This window comes from Pseudomonas sp. DF11 (assembly GCF_058148565.1).
Genome location: NZ_JBYVYN010000001.1, coordinates 1,069,000 through 1,085,259, shown reverse-complemented (window position 1 = coordinate 1,085,259; position 16,260 = coordinate 1,069,000). Strand labels below are relative to the sequence as shown.

Below are 16,260 nucleotides of genomic sequence, written 5' to 3'. Positions count from 1 at the left end.
ATAGCTGGGCAAGGCATTCCCAGGACTGAAAATCAGGTGACGGCGCCGATCTGCCAAGGCACGAACTCATTTTGTCCGTATCCGTGCTGTTCGCTCATGCTGCGCTCGCCTGAGGCAATGCGCAGCATGGTTTCAAAGATCGCGGCACCGCACTCTTCGATGGTCAGAGTGTCTTCGGCTATTTCGCCGCAGTTGATGTCCATGTCTTCTCGCTGACGAGCCCACAAGGCGCTATTAGTCGCCAGCTTGATTGATGGGGCAGGGGCGCAGCCATAGGCCGATCCGCGACCGGTGGTAAACGCAATCAGGTTGGCGCCACCGGCGACCTGACCGGTTGCCGAGACCGGGTCATAGCCAGGGGTGTCCATGAAAACCAGCCCGTTGGCAGTGACGGCCTGGGCATATTCGTAGACATCCATCAGGTTGCTCGAGCCGGCCTTCGCCACAGCGCCCAGGGACTTTTCCAGAATGGTGGTCAAGCCACCGGCCTTGTTGCCGGCAGAGGGGTTATTGTTCAACTCGGCCCCCATGCGCTCGCAGTAGCGTTCCCACCAGTGAATTCGAGCGATGAGTTTTTCGCCGACTTCACGGCTGACAGCCCGCCGCGTCAGCAAGTGTTCGGCCCCGTAGATTTCAGGGGTTTCGGAAAGAATCGCGGTACCGCCGCAGGCGACCAGGCGATCCACCGCATTGCCCAGTGCGGGGTTGGCGGTAATACCGGAATAGCCATCCGAGCCACCGCACTGAAGCCCGACGGTCAGATGGCGAGCGCTGACCGGTTCACGCTGGATCTGATTGGCCTCGCCAAGCAATTGCTTCACGTGGTCAATGCCACTGGCGATGGCCTTGGACGTACCGCCACTGTCCTGGATGTTGAACGTACGCAGGGTATTACTACGGGTCAGTCCTTGCGTCGTGAGTAATGAGTCGATTTGGTTCGTCTCGCAGCCCAACCCGATGACCAGCACGGCCGCAAAGTTGGCGTGGGTCGCATACCCGGCCAATGTCCGGCGCAACATGCTCAAACCGTCGCCCGCGGGATCAACGGCGCAGCCGGCGGAATGCGTGAGAGCAACAACACCGTCGACGTTTGGATACGCTTGCAGTGCAGCCGGATTGATGTCCCGACGAAAATGGTCTGCGATGGCCCGGGCGACTGTGGCAGAGCAATTCACTGACGTGAGAATGCCGATGTAGTTGCGTGTCGCGACGCGTCCATCCGGGCGCACGATACCCATGAACGACGGGGCTTCACTCGGTTTGGCGTTGGGTTTCGCATCGACGCTGAAGGCATAGTCTCGAGTGAATTCCCCCATGGCCAGATTGTGCACATGGATATGCTCGCCTGCTTCTATGTCGACAACCGCAAAACCAATGATTTGCCCATAGCGCCTCACCGGTTGACCGGCTTCGATACGCCGGGAGGCAACTTTATGACCCGGTACAATCGCTTGCCGGACAGTTACGCCTTCTTGCTCAAGAAATTCGCCAGCAAGCAGCGGTCGGCGTGCGATAAGTACATCGTCCAGCGGGTTCAAGCGCAGCACAGCTGCTGCGCCGGTTTTCATGATCAGTTCCATCGCATCCTCACGGGCTGCTGGGTAGTGCGCGGTCACTGGTAGCGCCGCACTTTTGTGCCGGCACTATAGGATTCATGGAAATGGCTGCCTAATGAGAGCTTTCGATTGCTCGATAACTTTGCCTCATCGGCTTTGTCTGGGATGGCTGCGGTGTTTCTTCTCTGTCGCTGTCTGCCGCTGCCTGGCGAATTCCAATAAGGTCGCAATAAACGTCCGCGTCGGCTCTGACAGGGGTTCATCCTTGCGAGTGATAACCCCGTAATCCTGAGATTCAACTTTGAAGGGGGTGTCGAGGATTTGCAGTTGGCCATTTTGCAGGTGCGACTGGACCATGGACTCGGGGAGCATGGCGAGCATTGGCCCAGACTGCAGCAACTGCAGGAAGGTTTGCATGGAAATTGTCTCCACCGTGTTGGTGGGCGGAACGATCTTGAACTTCGTGAAAGCACGCTCCATGCGTTGTCGGATCGGCGTATTGAAGGGATACATGACCCATGGCCATTCGCTGAGTGCTTCAGTGGGCACCACTTCAAGTTGGCACAGCGGATGTGCGCTGTTCGCGACGAGACAAAAGGGTTCAGGCCCCAGCGGCGTAAATTCGAAAGGCTGACAATCCTCATCCGTGAAGCGGGCGATGATCAAATCGAGTTTTTTTTGTTCGAGCATTTCCAGCAGATGGTTGCTGGTTTGTTCGATCACCTCGATAGAAAGCAGAGGGCGCTCCCGCTTTATGCTGGCGATGGCTTCAGGCAACACCACTGATGTCGCGGCGAAAATGGTGCCGATTTTCAAATGACCATGCCCGCCTCTTCGCAGCTTGTTGACTTGGTCGACGAACGATTCGGTGTCTTCCAGGGTAATACGCGCATAACGAGCCACGAACTCCCCTAGTTCAGTCAGCACCAGGTTGCGCGTCTGGCGCTCGAACAGTGGGAAACCCAAGAGTACTTCCAGATCGCGAAGCAATTTACTGATGGCCGGTTGCGTAACATTCATGTGTTCTGCGGTCGTGTGCATATTGCGGGTCTTGGCCAAGCTATTGACCAGTACCAAATGTTTGATCTTCAGCCATCGGGTGACACTGCCAAAAGTAATTTGATCGTTTTCCATTGGATAAGGCCTTGTCTGTCGATAACGAAACAGCATTGATTAGTGAGATTCTTTCATTGGGATTCGCACGGGCGGTCCATTAGCTTTGCGGCTCTGATGGCTGACTGATCTGGAAGCTCTATGGCGAACTTGAAACTGACGCGCGAAAACACCCTGCCAGTGGATGGCTTGGCCGGAACACTGATCGGCCGTGCCTGGATCCCGGGTGCGATTGCAGGACCCTCGCCGGTAGTGCTGCGCGAGGATGGTGTGTTTGATCTTTCTGAAACCTTTTCGACAATAAGCGAACTGCTGGAACACACCTCGCCGTTGTTGGCGGTTCGTCAGGCGTCTGGCAGGTATATCGGGACTGTCGAGGCGTTGCTTGGAAACACTGGCAGCCATGCCGATCCCGGCAAGGCATCGCTGTTGCCCCCAGCAGATCTGCAAGTCATCAAGGCGGCCGGGGTAACGTTCGCCTCTAGCATGATCGAGCGGGTCATCGAGGAGCAGGCCCGAGGCGATGCCGCCAAAGCGGAAAGTGTTCGCCGCTTGGTGCAAGAGGCAATCGGCGATAACTTGCGGGCAATCAAGCCAGGCTCGCCAGACGCGATGCGCCTTAAGGCGGTGCTGATCAAGCAGGGTATGTGGTCGCAATACCTGGAGGTCGGTATCGGCCCGGATGCGGAGATTTTCACGAAGGCACCGGTTCTGGCCGCCGTGGGCAGCGGCAGCGAAATCGGCATCCATCACAAGTCTGAATGGAACAACCCGGAACCGGAAATCGTGCTGGCGGTGAACAGTCGAGGCCAAGTGCATGGCGTCACCTTGGGCAATGACGTCAACTTGCGTGATTTCGAAGGCCGCAGTGCACTGCTGTTGAGCAAGGCCAAGGACAACAATGCGTCCTGTGCGATCGGCCCATTTATTCGTCTGTTCGATGAAGCGTTTACGCTCGATGACGTGCGCAATTGCGTCGTGGATCTTCGGGTTCAGGGCGACGACGGCTTCATCCTTAAAGGCAGCAGCTCCATGGCGCTGATCAGCCGTGACCCGTTGGATCTCGTGGCCCAGACGATCGGCGGCGATCACCAATACCCTGATGGCTTCATGCTGTTTCTCGGGACATTGTTTGCGCCTACCCAGGATCGTGAGGCGCCGGGAAGCGGCTTTACGCATAAGCAGGGTGATGAGGTCAGCATCGGGAGCCCGTTGCTGGGTACATTGCGCAACGCAGTCACCTACAGCCATGAGGCTGCGCCCTGGACTTTCGGCTTGCGAGCAATGATGCACAATCTTGCTGCCCGCGGACTGCTGTAGGTAAGGCGGGAGGGGGAGATGCATTGGGTGTTCTTCCGCAAACGATTGGACATACGCAGGCCCACTTCTATTGATGAAAAGAGCCGAACCCGTTTCATATCGGTCGGGCGTCCCTGCTTCCTGAAGACGCCTGCGGGTCCCACCCTGTCTCGATAAGGCCAGCCAGATACAAGCGGGTTTGACTTATCGGATGACGCCTGCATACTATTGGAACGTCGTTCCAGTACGAACAATGTTGCTCACATTCACCTCATTGTCAAAGATAAGTCGAGAAAAATATGAGAGTCGTTAAAGGTGCTGTTGACCGCTGCCTGGAGGCTATCGAGCTGCTGGCACGTGAAGCTCGCTGGATGCGGATGTCCGATATCGCCGCTGAGTTGGGCTTGGAAAAGGGGCCCGCTCATCGAGTGCTTGCCCAGTTGGTCGAGCAAGGATGGGCAGAGCAGGATGAAGCCACCTCGCAGTACCGCTTGACGCTGAAGCTGGCGCTGTTGGGGCAGCGCTATTTGCATGGAATTGGTTTGCCTGAGTTGGTCCAGCCGATCCTTGAGCAAGTGGCTGTTCAGTGCCAGGAGTTGGTACGGCTGACGGTGGTCAACGAGGGCACCTTGTCCTGGCTGTCTTCGGCCCAAGGCGCCGCGCCGGGGCTCATGTATTCGCCGGCCATGGATAAACCGATCAATCTCTACGCCACCGCCAATGGCAAAGCCTGGTTGGCATCAATGCCCGATGAACTGGCCATTGAGCATGCGTTGCGTAGCGGATTGGGGAAAGCTGACGCCGGGATGGGGCAGGGGCCGAAAGCGATCAACAGCATCGAAGGCTTGTTGGCCGAACTGGCGCTGACCCGCAAGCGCGGGTATGGCTTGGTCATTGAAGAAGCCGAAGCGGGTGTCTGGGCGATTGCCGTACCGGTCAAGCTGGTTCCGTCTGGTGCTGTGGTCGGTACGATGAGTATCGCCGGCCCGGTCTTGCGCATGCAGCCTGAACGTTATGACGAATTGCATGCTCTGCTGGAAGATGCAGCCAACAAGCTGGGTACGGTTTGGCCGCGCCAGAACAACGTGCATTCGGAGAGCGTATGAGCCAGCTCGCACCTGCATGGACCGAGGCGGGGGCAGGGCTGGAAGTCGCGGCTGCCGCTTTGGTTCGTGCACGGCTGGAGGGTGTCCGGCTGGCATCCTTGCCAGGCCCGAACCTGCCAGGCAGCCTGGCACAAGGTTTTGCCATTCAGCAGCACGTGGGGCCATTGGCTGGAAAAACCGTCGGGGGATGGAAGTGTGCATTACCCCCGGCTGGCAAGTGGATCGTAGCCCCGATCTACAGCGACAGCATTGTAAAAGGCGAACGCTACTCACTGGCCGCCGACGCCGATAAGGCGCGCATCGAGCCTGAACTGGCGTGCGTCCTGGCCCATGATTTGCCGGCTCGTGCCGAGCCTTATACAGCTGGAGAGATTGCTGCTGCGATCAGTGACGTGCACTTGGCACTGGAAGTGATCGACTGCCGTTACACCGATCCACACTCATTGCCGTTCGAGCAACTGCTCGCCGATGGTCTATTCAATCACGGCCTGGTACTTGGGGCGCCAATCACGCTGTCGAACGCTGCCAGCATGCCCTCTGAACTGGATATCACCCTGAGCGATGCAACGGCAGAGCTTGTGAATATCAAGGGCCGCCATCCGGACGGGGATCCGCTGTTGCCGATCGTATGGCTGGCCAATTTTCTGTCTACACAAGGGATAGGGCTGCAAGCAGGGCAGGTGGTTATCACCGGGTCCTATGCAGGTGTTCTCGATGTGCCCGTCAATCAGCCACTGCATGTTCGGTTCGGCGAAGCAGGCTCATTGTCTGTCCATTTCTCAACGCTGGAGGAGTAACAAATGCGCTTAGTTCGTTTTGGTTTACCGGGGCAGGAACAGCCGGGAGTTTTGGATTCGCAAGGGATCGTTCGAGACCTTTCGGGCATTGTCGATGACATCGATGCGTCGGCCCTGAGCCCCACAGTGCTTGAAAAACTGCGTGCTGTTGACGTTGAAAAGCTGCCGGTGGTGGCGCCTGGCACACGTCTTGGTCCATGCGTAGGCAACGTACCGAACCTGATTTGCATCGGTCTGAACTACTCCGATCACGCAGCTGAAACGGATACGCCTATCCCGAGCCAACCGGTGGTATTCAACAAGCACACCGCATCCATCAGCGGACCCAACGACCCGGTGATTTTACCGACGGGTGCCCAGAAGCTTGATTGGGAAGTCGAGCTGGCCATCGTCATCGGTACGCCCGCCTGGCAGATCGATGAGTCGCGGGCGTTGGAACACATCGCCGGTTATTGCCTGGCCAATGATGTTTCCGAGCGGGCTTATCAGCTTGAGTACGAAGGCCAGTGGACCAAGGGGAAAAGCGGCTTTTCTTTCGCACCTCTGGGACCTTGGTTGGTCACCCGTGACGAAATTGCCGATCCGCAGGCACTTGACCTCTGGCTCGATGTGAATGGCAAACGTCTCCAGACCGGCAATACCCGTACGATGATTTTCAGCGTTGCACATATTGTCGCGTACCTCAGTCGCTTCATGCCGCTAATGCCGGGTGACGTCATCATTACCGGTACGCCACCCGGTGTAGGGCTCGGGCAGAAACCACCGGTATTTCTCAAGGCGGGTGACACCATGCGTGTCGGCGGCCAAGGGCTGGGTGAGCAATTTCAGACCGTGGTTCCTTACGTTGCTGAAATGGGCGCTGCGTGGGTCGCCGGTCGCCATCCCAACGTTGACTGACTATCGCTAGAGGAAAACGCTATGAGCTTTGCAGGAACAGGAGTAGTCGCGATCTGGCACGATCTTTTGCCCGAAGCGCGGGACGAGTTCTATGAGTGGCATAACCGTGAACACATGCCTGAGCGGGCCGGGATTCCGGGTTTTTTGCGGGGGCGTCGATACATCGCTTTGGATGCAGGGCCTACCTACTTCAACCTCTATGAGGCGGATACGGTGCAGGTGCTGGGCGGGCAGGATTATCTATCGCGTCTCAACAGTCCGACGGCGTGGACCCAACAGTCGGTGAAGTCCTATCGCAACGTCGCGCGATCCATTTGCGAGGTTACTTACACCAGCGGTGTGGGGCAGGGCGCGTATTTGTTAACGGTCCGTTTCGATGTTGTCGAAGGGCAACATAAATCGGTATCAGACGCATTGCGCCAACGCGTACTTCCTCCCCTCGCAGATAAACAGGGAATTACCGGCGTGCACTTGTGTGTGGCTGATGAAGCCGTGAGCAAGGTTGAAACCGCAGAGAAAAAGGCCCGCGCCGAGGGGACGCAAATACCGGCCTGGATCGTCATGATCGAAGGTTGTGCGCCCGACTATGTTCGTGTCGCCGGCGAGTCTTTTGTGGCGGAGTTGCAACGGCTGTTGGAAGGGCAATCAGTGGGGCCGGAAACCACGCTTTATCAATTGGAATACACACGTTGCAAAACGCCGGGAAGTGCGGGTTGATCGCCGAGCGCTCGAGTATGTTTTAACTTTCAGTCGTAATTCTCAGGCAGTTTCCCACGAGCGTGTCATTACAGGCATTGAGTTCGGCTCGCGTCTGCGCACGCTCGGATTTTGTTTGAGGTGAATATCAACCCATTATCAAGTTACTCAATAAAGGGCTAATACAAGACAGATAGTGTTCCCAGCAGTGGCTCGGAAGTTAGTTCTTCGAGCGGCCTGTGCATAGGTTGAATGAAGAGCTAAAAATCGCAACAAAAACAATAATAATTCATTGTGAGAAATTATCATGCGCTACCCTGTTATTTCCCGCAGCGTGCCTGCACATCACTCTCTGATCCGTCTGACTCTTGCGGTCTGCGCGGGTTCGTCAGCGGCTGTTCAAGCCGATCAGAATAGCGGTTTTGTCGATGGCGCCAAGGCCACCCTCAATTTGCGCAATGCTTACATCAATCGTAACTTCACCAACCCGAACGCTGCCCAAGGTAAAGCCGAGGAATGGACCCAGAACTTCATTCTCGACGCCAAGTCCGGTTTCACCCAGGGCGTGGTCGGTTTTGGTGTGGATGTGCTGGGCACGTACTCGGTCAAGCTCGACGGCGGCCGCGGCACTGCGGGCACACAATTGCTGCCCGTGCATGATGACGGTCGTCCGGCCGACGATTTCGGTCGCCTCGGCGTCGCCCTCAAGGCCAAGGTGTCGAAGACCGAGCTGAAGGTCGGTGAATGGATGCCGGTGCTGCCAATCCTGCGCTCCGACGATGGCCGCTCCCTGCCGCAAACCTTCCGCGGTGGCCAGGTGACCTCCACCGAGATCAACGGCCTGACGCTGTACGGCGGTCAATTCCGCGCCAACAGCCCGCGCAACGACGCGAGCATGGAAGACATGTCGATGAACGGTCGCGGCGCCTTCACGTCCGACCGCTTCAACTTCGGCGGCGGCGAATATGCCTTCAACGACAAGCGCACTCAGGTTGGCGTCTGGTATGCGGAACTGTCCGACATCTACCAGCAGCAATATTTCAACCTGACCCACAGCCAGCCCATCGGCGACTGGACCCTGGGTGCCAACCTCGGCTACTTCATCGGCAAGGAAGACGGCAGCGCGCTGGCCGGCGACTTGGACAACAAGACCGCGTTCGCCATGCTCTCGGCCAAATACGGCGGCAACACGTTTTACGTCGGCCTGCAGAAAGTCGGCGGTGATGACGCCTGGATGCGCGTCAACGGCACCAGCGGCGGCACCCTGGCCAACGACAGCTACAACTCCAGTTACGACAACGCCAAGGAAAAATCCTGGCAACTGCGCCATGACTTCAACTTTGCGGTACTCGGTGTACCGGGTCTGACATTAATGAACCGATATATCAGCGGTGATAATGTCCATACAGGTTCGATTACCGATGGCAAAGAATGGGGCCGAGAATCGGAACTGGCCTATGTGGTGCAGTCCGGCGCGCTGAAAAATCTCAGCGTTAGATGGCGAAACTCGAGTATTCGCAGGGATTTCAGTACCAATGAGTTTGATGAGAACCGGATCTTTATTAATTACCCCATCTCGCTGCTATAAAGCGTTTTTCGATCGCACTTCTTGATCGGTAGGCGGCGTTCAGTACGCCGCCGCTGTTCTAAAAATCTCCGGTTTTCATGAGCGCTGGTTCCAATAATCTCTGGGCCAGCGCCAAGGCCTCATCTTCAGTAGCTGTGATGAGCATGGGATAGCCCCAAAACTTTTCATACACGACTGCGAACGCTTTGCCCGCTAAGCGTTTGGTGAGATTTGATTCGATATGAATCGAGGCTTTGACATACTTCTTGAGCTCACTTTTATGGCGCTTCATCCACAGAGCCATTTGTTTCATTTCGTCTGGTGAGTGTTCCGGTTGCTCCTTATCCAGACCTTCGCTGCTTAGGAGGACGAAGGGTTCATTGCGGGCAATCAGGGCTTCGAACTCAGCAAGTGATTTTTCTTGGCTATCGCCCAGTGTGGTCTTTTGCAGCCAAACGAATGGAAATTGGGTGGCATCTATACGCATTTCTATAGTCCTTCGACGAGTTGCCAAACCTCTGTGATGTCTCGCAGTTTCAGGATACCCTGTAAGCGGGTCGGCGTAATTGCACAGTCTGGCCACAATATTGTTCGAATCAGCCAGATTTTTTTTTTTCCCTTGGCTTAGCGAAAGGCATACACCTGCTATGGCGAAGAACACTGCTAACAAAGACACGTTTACCAAGTGGGACGTCGACAGCATTTCGCGGCCCGTCGTTGCACTCAGCGCTTCGATGGTCAGCAAGGACTGGGAGCAGGCCAGTCATCAACATCGTAAGGCGCAACTGCTTTACTCCGTGCGCGGTGTCCTCAATTGTGAAATAGAAGATGGCGTCTGGATCGTTCCACCGCAATGCGCCGTCTGGATACCCGGTGGTTTGTCACATGCGGCACGTGGCTCCGGAGAAACGGAATGTTATTGCCTGTTTGTTGAACCTGATGCCGCCCCGGATCTCCCGCGAGGTTGCTGCACGATTGGCGTATCGCCGCTGCTGCGTGAGTTGTTGCTGAAGACGGCAAGCTTCTCGGGAAACGCAGTCACTGGCGCGCGCGAAGAACGCTTGATCGCAACGTTGTTGGATGAATTGTCGGCAGCCCCCGTGCAGGACCTTCATTTACCGATGCCTCGCGACACGCGTCTGCGCAGGCTCGCCGAAATGCTCCTGGCCGACCCTGCGGTTAAGGTTTCGGTGCACGATTGGGCCACTCGCATCGGTATGAGTGAGCGCAGCATGAGTCGGCTGTTACTGCAGGAAATAGGGATGAGTTTTGGGCGTTGGCGTCGGCAGTTGCATGTGATTCTGTCACTGCAGCGCATGGCCAAAGGAGAGAGCGTTCAAACGGTTGCATTGGAGCTCGGTTATGAGGGCCCCAGCGGCTTTATCACGATGTTCCGCAAAACCGTAGGCAAACCGCCTGTGCAGTATCTTTCCGCCCGCTCAGCCAGTGCTCCCATCGCTGGTGACTCCTCGCACGTGGCGTCGATCCTGTTTCCTTGATGACGTGAATGGCGGCTAATCGGCCCTATCGTTTCTGGTGCTGTATTGCGATCCGCCCCTCCCAAGGCATCGTAGAACGATACCGCAAACATACCTCCCTCATTCCTAATCAAAGTCAAAGTTGACGGCGGTTACGCTCAATTCCGGCCAGAAAACGACCCATCGCGAACATTGGCTGAACTGGAAAATAATCTGGCCATACCTCGATATCTGGCAATGACTGCTTGTTGCTAGATTGCGCGACAACGAATGCTAATCAGTTTCATCTGAGATTGATTTGTCACTTCCGTTCTCCGGTCTGGTTCCGGGTGAGTTCTCGGCCTTCCCTCAAATTCGTCTCTCGACGGTCGGCCGCTGTCTGTTTTTTATTGATAAGGAATGGCTGATGTGGATTTCGTTGACTTACTGCGGTGGGAGGCGCCACTGCGTGCCTCAGCGTCTGGTGAAAAAACCAGTTGCTGCAGCGCTGCTTGTGTTTTTAGGTAGTTCGAGTTGTGTGATGGCGCAGGACATTACTGAAGCTGACGAGAGCACACCGTCTCAGGGCACGATGATCCTCCCATCGGTGACGATAAGCGCGACAGGAACACCCGATGCCACCACGACGGAAGGGACTGGGCTTTACACCACCGGCCAGACCACGGCCGCAACTCGCTTACCGCTGACGCTGCGGGAGACGCCGCAATCAATTTCCGTGGTAACGCGTCAGCGCATGGACGATCAAAAACTGGATTCAGTCCAGGGGGTGCTGGAGAACACGACCGGCATCTCGTCTTACCAATCTGATAGCCAGCGCACGAGTTTTTATTCCCGAGGCTTTCTGATCGACAACATCCAGTATGACGGCATACCGGCCGTCATCGGCGACGTCATAAACGGCAGTGGTATCAGTGACCTGGAAACCGCATTTTACGACCGGGTCGAAATTGTGCGCGGAGCGAACGGACTTCTCACTGGCACGGGCAATCCGTCTGCTGCGGTCAACCTGGTGCGCAAAAGACCAACACCAGAGTTTTCGGCCTCAACCTCTATCAGTGCGGGGTCATGGGACAATTTTCGGGAGATGGGGGATATTTCCGTGCCGCTGACAACAGACGGTCGTGTCCGAGCACGTATGGTGGGGGTCAATAACGATGGTCACTCCTACATCGATGGTTATCAAACACAAAAGCAAGCGTTCTACGGGATCATTGAAGCAGAGCTCACCGAAGACACCACCTTGGATATAGGGTACGACTATCAGAACAGTTCCCCTAAACGACCTACTTGGGGCGGTGTTCCTCTATGGTTCAGCAATGGCTCAGAGGCACAATGGTCGCGTTCCAAATCCATGGCTGCGGACTGGAATCGTTGGGACAGTACTCGGCAAACTGTTTTCGCCGAACTTGAACAAAGGTTTGATAACGGTTGGAAGATCCAGGGTGTCGTAAACCAGTATCGTACTAAGTATGACTCCCAGTTAATGGGAGGTTTCGGTACACCCGATCAGGATACTGGATTGGGCACCTTCCCCAATGGCACTTATCCGAGTGCATTGGCTGGCGAAGGGAAAAGCCGTCAAAACACCTTCGATGTAATGGCGAGCGGTCCGTTTGATTTAATGGGGCGCCAACATGACTTGGTAGTGGGCGGCATGAGCTCCCGATATACCTCGAATAGAGACGATGTCAGTCCTTTTATTCTGGGCTTCACCCCCGGCAATATCTACGATTGGAATAGTCATTTCCCCAAACCCGACTTTGATGCAATGACGTCCATGCCGACGAATACCGAGGTTAAACAGCGCGGCTTCTACAGCACTGCAAGATTCTCTCTGGCCGATCCATTGAGGCTGATTGTCGGCGGGCGGTTCAGCCGATACGAGATTGACGAGACCGCAGGCGGAGCACCGTTCAATTATAAGAAAAGCAATGAGTTTACGCCTTATGCAGGTTTGATATACGACATTAATAGTACGTATTCCGTATACATCAGCTATACCGGCATATATAACCCGCAAACATCGTTCCGAGATAGCAATGGCAACGTCCTCACGCCTACTGAAGGTAAGACGAAAGAGATTGGCCTCAAGGCTGAATACCTGGAGGGGCGCCTAAATGCGTCTGTCGCATTGTTTGACACCGAATTGGACAATGCTGCACAAGTAGATGGCAATCTTCTTACGCCAGGCGGTGCTCAGGCTTACAAAGGTGTTGATGGCACCAAGTCCCGCGGGATCGAGTTTGACATGCAGGGTGAAGTTTCTTCCAATTGGAATATCTATGCCGGCTTCGCCGCTTTCACAGCCAAAGATGGCAACGGCGCCAGGCTTAATGCACAGGTTCCACGCACTACCGCTCAGATGTTCACTACGTATAAATTACCCGGAGTGTTGGATAAGCTAACGCTGGGCGCAGGCGTCAAATGGCAAAGCCGCTTCTTAAGCAGCAGTACCAGCACAAGGGTGGCGGAACAAGATCCCTATGCGTTGACGTCACTGATGGCGCGTTATGAACTGACCAGGAACATGGATGTATCAATCAATGTTAATAATGTGTTCGATAAAAAATATGCAACGCAGAAAGGAGATTTCGACACTATCAGTTATGGGGCGCCGCGTAATGCACTGATGACATTGAATTATAAGCTGTAGCTCGCGGGTAAGCGCTGTCCCCCCGTGGAGCTAGATCTCGCCAAGTTATATCTAGTTGCTGCAATTTTTAACTGCAGACGGGCATGACAGCATCGGCGAGTCAATCAAGAGAATCACACCGTCAGGTTTACCTCTGCGGCCTCGTCAAACTTCAACCGGGCCGCTTCAACCTCAGGCAATTTGTCGAGCGTCCATTTATGCAATTCGCGAAATGGCTGCTGCAGAGTTTGACCAAGTGGGGTGATCTCATACTGCACTGCCACAGGCGAGAATGAGATGACCTTGCGCGAGACGAGGCCATTTCGCTCCAGCCGCCGCAGGCACTGTGTCAGTGCCTTCTGAGTGACGCCCTCCAGGCGGCGTTTGATGGCATTGAAGCGGTGCGGGCCATCATCAAGCACCGCCAATACCATCATTGACCACTTATCTGCGATCTGGTCGAACAGCGCCCGGCTTGGGCATTCCGACGAGAAACATTGCGGCTTTAATTCCAGCATCGAAGTTTCCTCATATATACCTAGGCGACTCTAGGTGCCTAATTGACATTTGGTTTACAAAATATACTTATATGGCTTCCAAAAGCAAACGGAGTCCACCCCATGTCAAACCCTGATACCAGCATACTATTTCGTCCTTTTTCGATCCGGTCGCTTGAACTGAAAAACCGGATTGTCATGTCGCCGATGACCAGACAATTTTCGCCGCAGGGCATCCCCGGTGAAGGGAGCGCCGCATACTACCGGCGGCGGGCTGAGGGGCGGGTCGGGTTGATTTTGTCAGAAGGGACCGTCATCGATCGTCCCGCTTCACGTAACGGTTCTGGCATTCCTTTTTTCCACGGTGAAGCAGCGTTAGCTGGATGGAAGAACGTGATCGATTCTGTTCACAATGCTGGGGGCCGTATGGGGCCGCAACTCTGGCACACCGGCGCAGTGCGTGATGTCAGCGGCTGGGAGCCTGATGCGCCGGTTGAAAGCCCATCTGGCCTCGATTCGCCAAACGAGCCGCGCGGCGTGGCGATGAGCGAAGAGGATATTGCAGACACAGTCGCTGCTTTTGCCAGGGCAGCGGCGGATGCCAAGCGGCTGGGTTTCGATACGGTCGAGATCCATGGTGCTCATGGTTATTTGATCGATCAGTTCTTCTGGGCCGGCACCAATCGGCGTACTGATCGTTATGGCGGACCAACGATCAAAGAGCGCTCCCGCTTCGCCGCCGAGATTGTGTCTGCAGTTCGTCATGCGGTCGGGCCCGAATTCCCTATCATCATGCGCGTCAGTCAATGGAAGCAGCAGGACTTTGGTGTGCGTCTCGCCCAGACCCCAGCACTGATGGAAGACTGGCTGCTGCCATTGGTTGAGGCGGGTGTTGATGTTCTGCATTGCTCGCAGCGACGCTTCTGGGATCCTGAGTTTCCTGAAATTGATGGTGAGAACGGGCTGAACTGCGCGGGCTGGGCGAAAAAAGTCACTGGAGCCACAACCATTAGCGTCGGTTCGGTTGGGCTGGATAACGATGTCACTAACGCCTTCGCCGGCAAGGGCTCAGCCCCTGCAAGCTTGGACCGCCTCGTCGAGCGTATGGAGCGCGAAGAGTTTGATCTGATCGCTGTAGGGCGTGTCCTGTTGAGTGACAAGGATTGGGTCGCCAAAGTGGAAAGTGGCGATTACGCAGATCTGAAAGGCTTCAATCCGGCATCTTTAGCCGAATTGGCTTGAGCCTCATAGCGGAGTGGAGAGTGTGAGACCACACAGGTTTTAGTCTTAAGGCGCAAGAGACCTGGCCTCGGAGGTTGCGAGGTCGAGATCGAAACCTGCTGTTGAGTGCGCCACGGCTGTTTCCACGATCGGACATGTCAAGGCCACTCAACATCCGCGCAAACAGGTGGAGTTTGAACCCGCTGGGAGCTTCAGGTGTAGACAAGAAAACCATGTGCTGATTTTTTGCCTAGGACGTCGACGGTGGTGATCACCACCGCCCACAAATGCATTTGATTTTTGGAGAACAGCCTTGCTCGTCAACGCGAACTCGTTAGCGCCTTATTGCCCAGACTCGGGCTGTTGCCGGCGTTCGCGTTCGCAGGTTTCGGTGCCACAGGTCCTTGGCTGACGGGCTACACAGAACGTTTGACCAAACTTCAAGTGGCTAATTAGAGTGGGTAGCCGTACGAGCGGCCTACTGCCATGGAAACCCAAATGAGCGACTTACCCCTGCTGCTAGCCTTCATCGCTGCCGCGTCAGTGCTCACTGTTACCCCCGGCGTGGACACTGCCATGGTTCTTCGCGCTACAGCGACCGGTGGTCGACGCTCGGCGTTGATGGCCTCTATCGGTATTGCGCTCGGGTGCCTGGTGTGGGGAGCGGCGGTGTCACTGGGGCTCGGCGCCCTGTTGCAAGCTTCGGAATGGGCTTACCTGGTGCTTAAAATTGTCGGCGCAGCTTATCTCGTTTGGTTGGGTATCAAACTGCTGCTGCGACCTAGGACAACTCTGCAAGGGCAGGGGAACGAGAACATGGCTGTCACTGCGCGTGACGCCTTTATCCGCGGTTTATTGACTAACCTGCTGAACCCCAAAATAGGCGTCTTCTACGTCACTTTTCTCCCCCAGTTCGTCCCGAGTGGTTCGAGCGTTGCCAGCTACTCCTTCTTCCTCGCGGCGTTACACGTGCTGTTGACACTGGCCTGGTTCGGCATCCTGGTAGCGGCGACGGTGCCGCTGAGCAATTTCCTGAAGCGCCCGGCGGCCCTGAAGGCACTTGATCGGCTCACGGGCGGTGTTTTTGTCGCGTTTGGGCTCAAGCTGGCTGTTTCCAATCCTGCTTGAGCCGAATGCCGCATTGCCAATAGCCAGTTCACGCATGCGGATTCAAAGAGCCGGCAGTTTCTGCGTCAGCGGTTGGGTCTTGGGCGTACCCGTGCGAACCGGCATCGGGTCGAACACCGCCAGCAGGCCAAGCAGAATGAGCGGGAAGTACATCAGCGACTCCAGGCCAAAGCGCCCCACGATAATTGTGATCGCGGCGACCCCATGAGCATCCCTGAAAAGCCGATGCCCTTAACGATGCCGATCACGACCCGCATGCCCGCATTCAGGCTG

At 55.8% G+C, this 16,260-nt stretch carries 14 protein-coding genes; 10 read left to right on the top strand and 4 right to left on the bottom strand.

Features of this window, described 5'->3' with window-relative positions; translation table 11 throughout:
* Positions 1-32: 32 nt before the first annotated feature.
* Both AC30D9_RS04490 and AC30D9_RS04485 read right to left on the bottom strand, forming a co-directional pair.
* Positions 33-1,580, bottom strand: coding sequence for a UxaA family hydrolase (locus tag AC30D9_RS04490; protein WP_176689513.1), 1,548 nt, complete (start codon positions 1,578-1,580; stop codon positions 33-35).
* Between the two features lie 123 nt (positions 1,581-1,703).
* On the bottom strand, positions 1,704-2,690 hold the full coding sequence (locus tag AC30D9_RS04485) for a LysR family transcriptional regulator (protein ID WP_176689514.1): 987 nt from the start codon (positions 2,688-2,690) through the stop codon (positions 1,704-1,706).
* A 120-nt stretch (positions 2,691-2,810) separates the two neighbouring features.
* Between AC30D9_RS04485 and AC30D9_RS04480 the strand changes: the two genes are divergently transcribed.
* The 6 genes from AC30D9_RS04480 to AC30D9_RS04455 all read left to right on the top strand — a co-directional run bounded on the left by AC30D9_RS04480 (position 2,811) and on the right by AC30D9_RS04455 (position 9,052).
* On the top strand, positions 2,811-3,989 hold the full coding sequence (locus AC30D9_RS04480) for a fumarylacetoacetate hydrolase family protein (protein WP_459161265.1): 1,179 nt from the start codon (positions 2,811-2,813) through the stop codon (positions 3,987-3,989).
* Positions 3,990-4,267: 278 nt separating this feature from the next.
* Positions 4,268-5,074 (top strand): IclR family transcriptional regulator, encoded by an 807-nt coding sequence (locus AC30D9_RS04475; RefSeq protein WP_490143531.1) that lies wholly within the window; start codon positions 4,268-4,270, stop codon positions 5,072-5,074.
* A complete protein-coding gene (locus AC30D9_RS04470) occupies positions 5,071-5,871 on the top strand; it encodes a 2-keto-4-pentenoate hydratase (protein ID WP_109753328.1) in 801 nt (266 codons plus the stop codon). The genes AC30D9_RS04475 and AC30D9_RS04470 overlap by 4 nt, the downstream gene beginning before the upstream one ends.
* Positions 5,872-5,874: 3 nt before the next feature.
* Entirely contained in the window at positions 5,875-6,768 is an 894-nt protein-coding gene (locus AC30D9_RS04465; RefSeq protein WP_109753327.1) for a fumarylacetoacetate hydrolase family protein, read from the top strand.
* Positions 6,769-6,789: 21 nt separating this feature from the next.
* Entirely contained in the window at positions 6,790-7,485 is a 696-nt protein-coding gene (locus tag AC30D9_RS04460) for a DUF4286 family protein (RefSeq protein WP_109753326.1), read from the top strand.
* A 286-nt stretch (positions 7,486-7,771) separates the two neighbouring features.
* Entirely contained in the window at positions 7,772-9,052 is a 1,281-nt protein-coding gene (locus tag AC30D9_RS04455) for an OprD family porin (RefSeq protein ID WP_490143530.1), read from the top strand.
* A 58-nt stretch (positions 9,053-9,110) separates the two neighbouring features.
* Here the strand turns inward: AC30D9_RS04455 and AC30D9_RS04450 are convergent, their stop codons facing one another.
* Positions 9,111-9,518 carry a hypothetical protein gene (locus AC30D9_RS04450; RefSeq protein ID WP_490143529.1) on the bottom strand — a complete coding sequence of 136 codons (408 nt, stop codon included), beginning with the start codon at positions 9,516-9,518 and terminating at the stop codon, positions 9,111-9,113.
* A gap of 160 nt (positions 9,519-9,678) precedes the next feature.
* On the opposite strand from AC30D9_RS04450, the gene AC30D9_RS04445 reads away from it, so the two are divergent.
* Positions 9,679-10,530: an AraC family transcriptional regulator gene (locus AC30D9_RS04445; protein ID WP_490143528.1), complete on the top strand. Its 852-nt coding sequence runs from the start codon at positions 9,679-9,681 to the stop codon at positions 10,528-10,530.
* Positions 10,531-10,807: 277 nt separating this feature from the next.
* Positions 10,808-13,162, top strand: coding sequence for a TonB-dependent siderophore receptor (locus tag AC30D9_RS04440; RefSeq protein ID WP_490143527.1), 2,355 nt, complete (start codon positions 10,808-10,810; stop codon positions 13,160-13,162).
* A gap of 113 nt (positions 13,163-13,275) precedes the next feature.
* On the opposite strand, the gene AC30D9_RS04435 is transcribed toward AC30D9_RS04440, so the two are convergent.
* Positions 13,276-13,659, bottom strand: coding sequence for a winged helix-turn-helix transcriptional regulator (locus tag AC30D9_RS04435; RefSeq protein ID WP_109753321.1), 384 nt, complete (start codon positions 13,657-13,659; stop codon positions 13,276-13,278).
* Between the two features lie 102 nt (positions 13,660-13,761).
* Here AC30D9_RS04435 and AC30D9_RS04430 point away from each other — a divergent pair, with 102 nt between their 5' ends.
* Together AC30D9_RS04430 and AC30D9_RS04425 are read left to right on the top strand one after the other, a co-directional pair.
* Positions 13,762-14,880 carry an NADH:flavin oxidoreductase gene (locus AC30D9_RS04430; RefSeq protein ID WP_109753320.1) on the top strand — a complete coding sequence of 373 codons (1,119 nt, stop codon included), beginning with the start codon at positions 13,762-13,764 and terminating at the stop codon, positions 14,878-14,880.
* 477 nt (positions 14,881-15,357) lie between these two features.
* Complete coding sequence (locus AC30D9_RS04425) at positions 15,358-15,987, top strand: LysE family translocator (protein WP_116832779.1); 630 nt, start codon at positions 15,358-15,360, stop codon at positions 15,985-15,987.
* Positions 15,988-16,260: the final 273 nt, after the last annotated feature.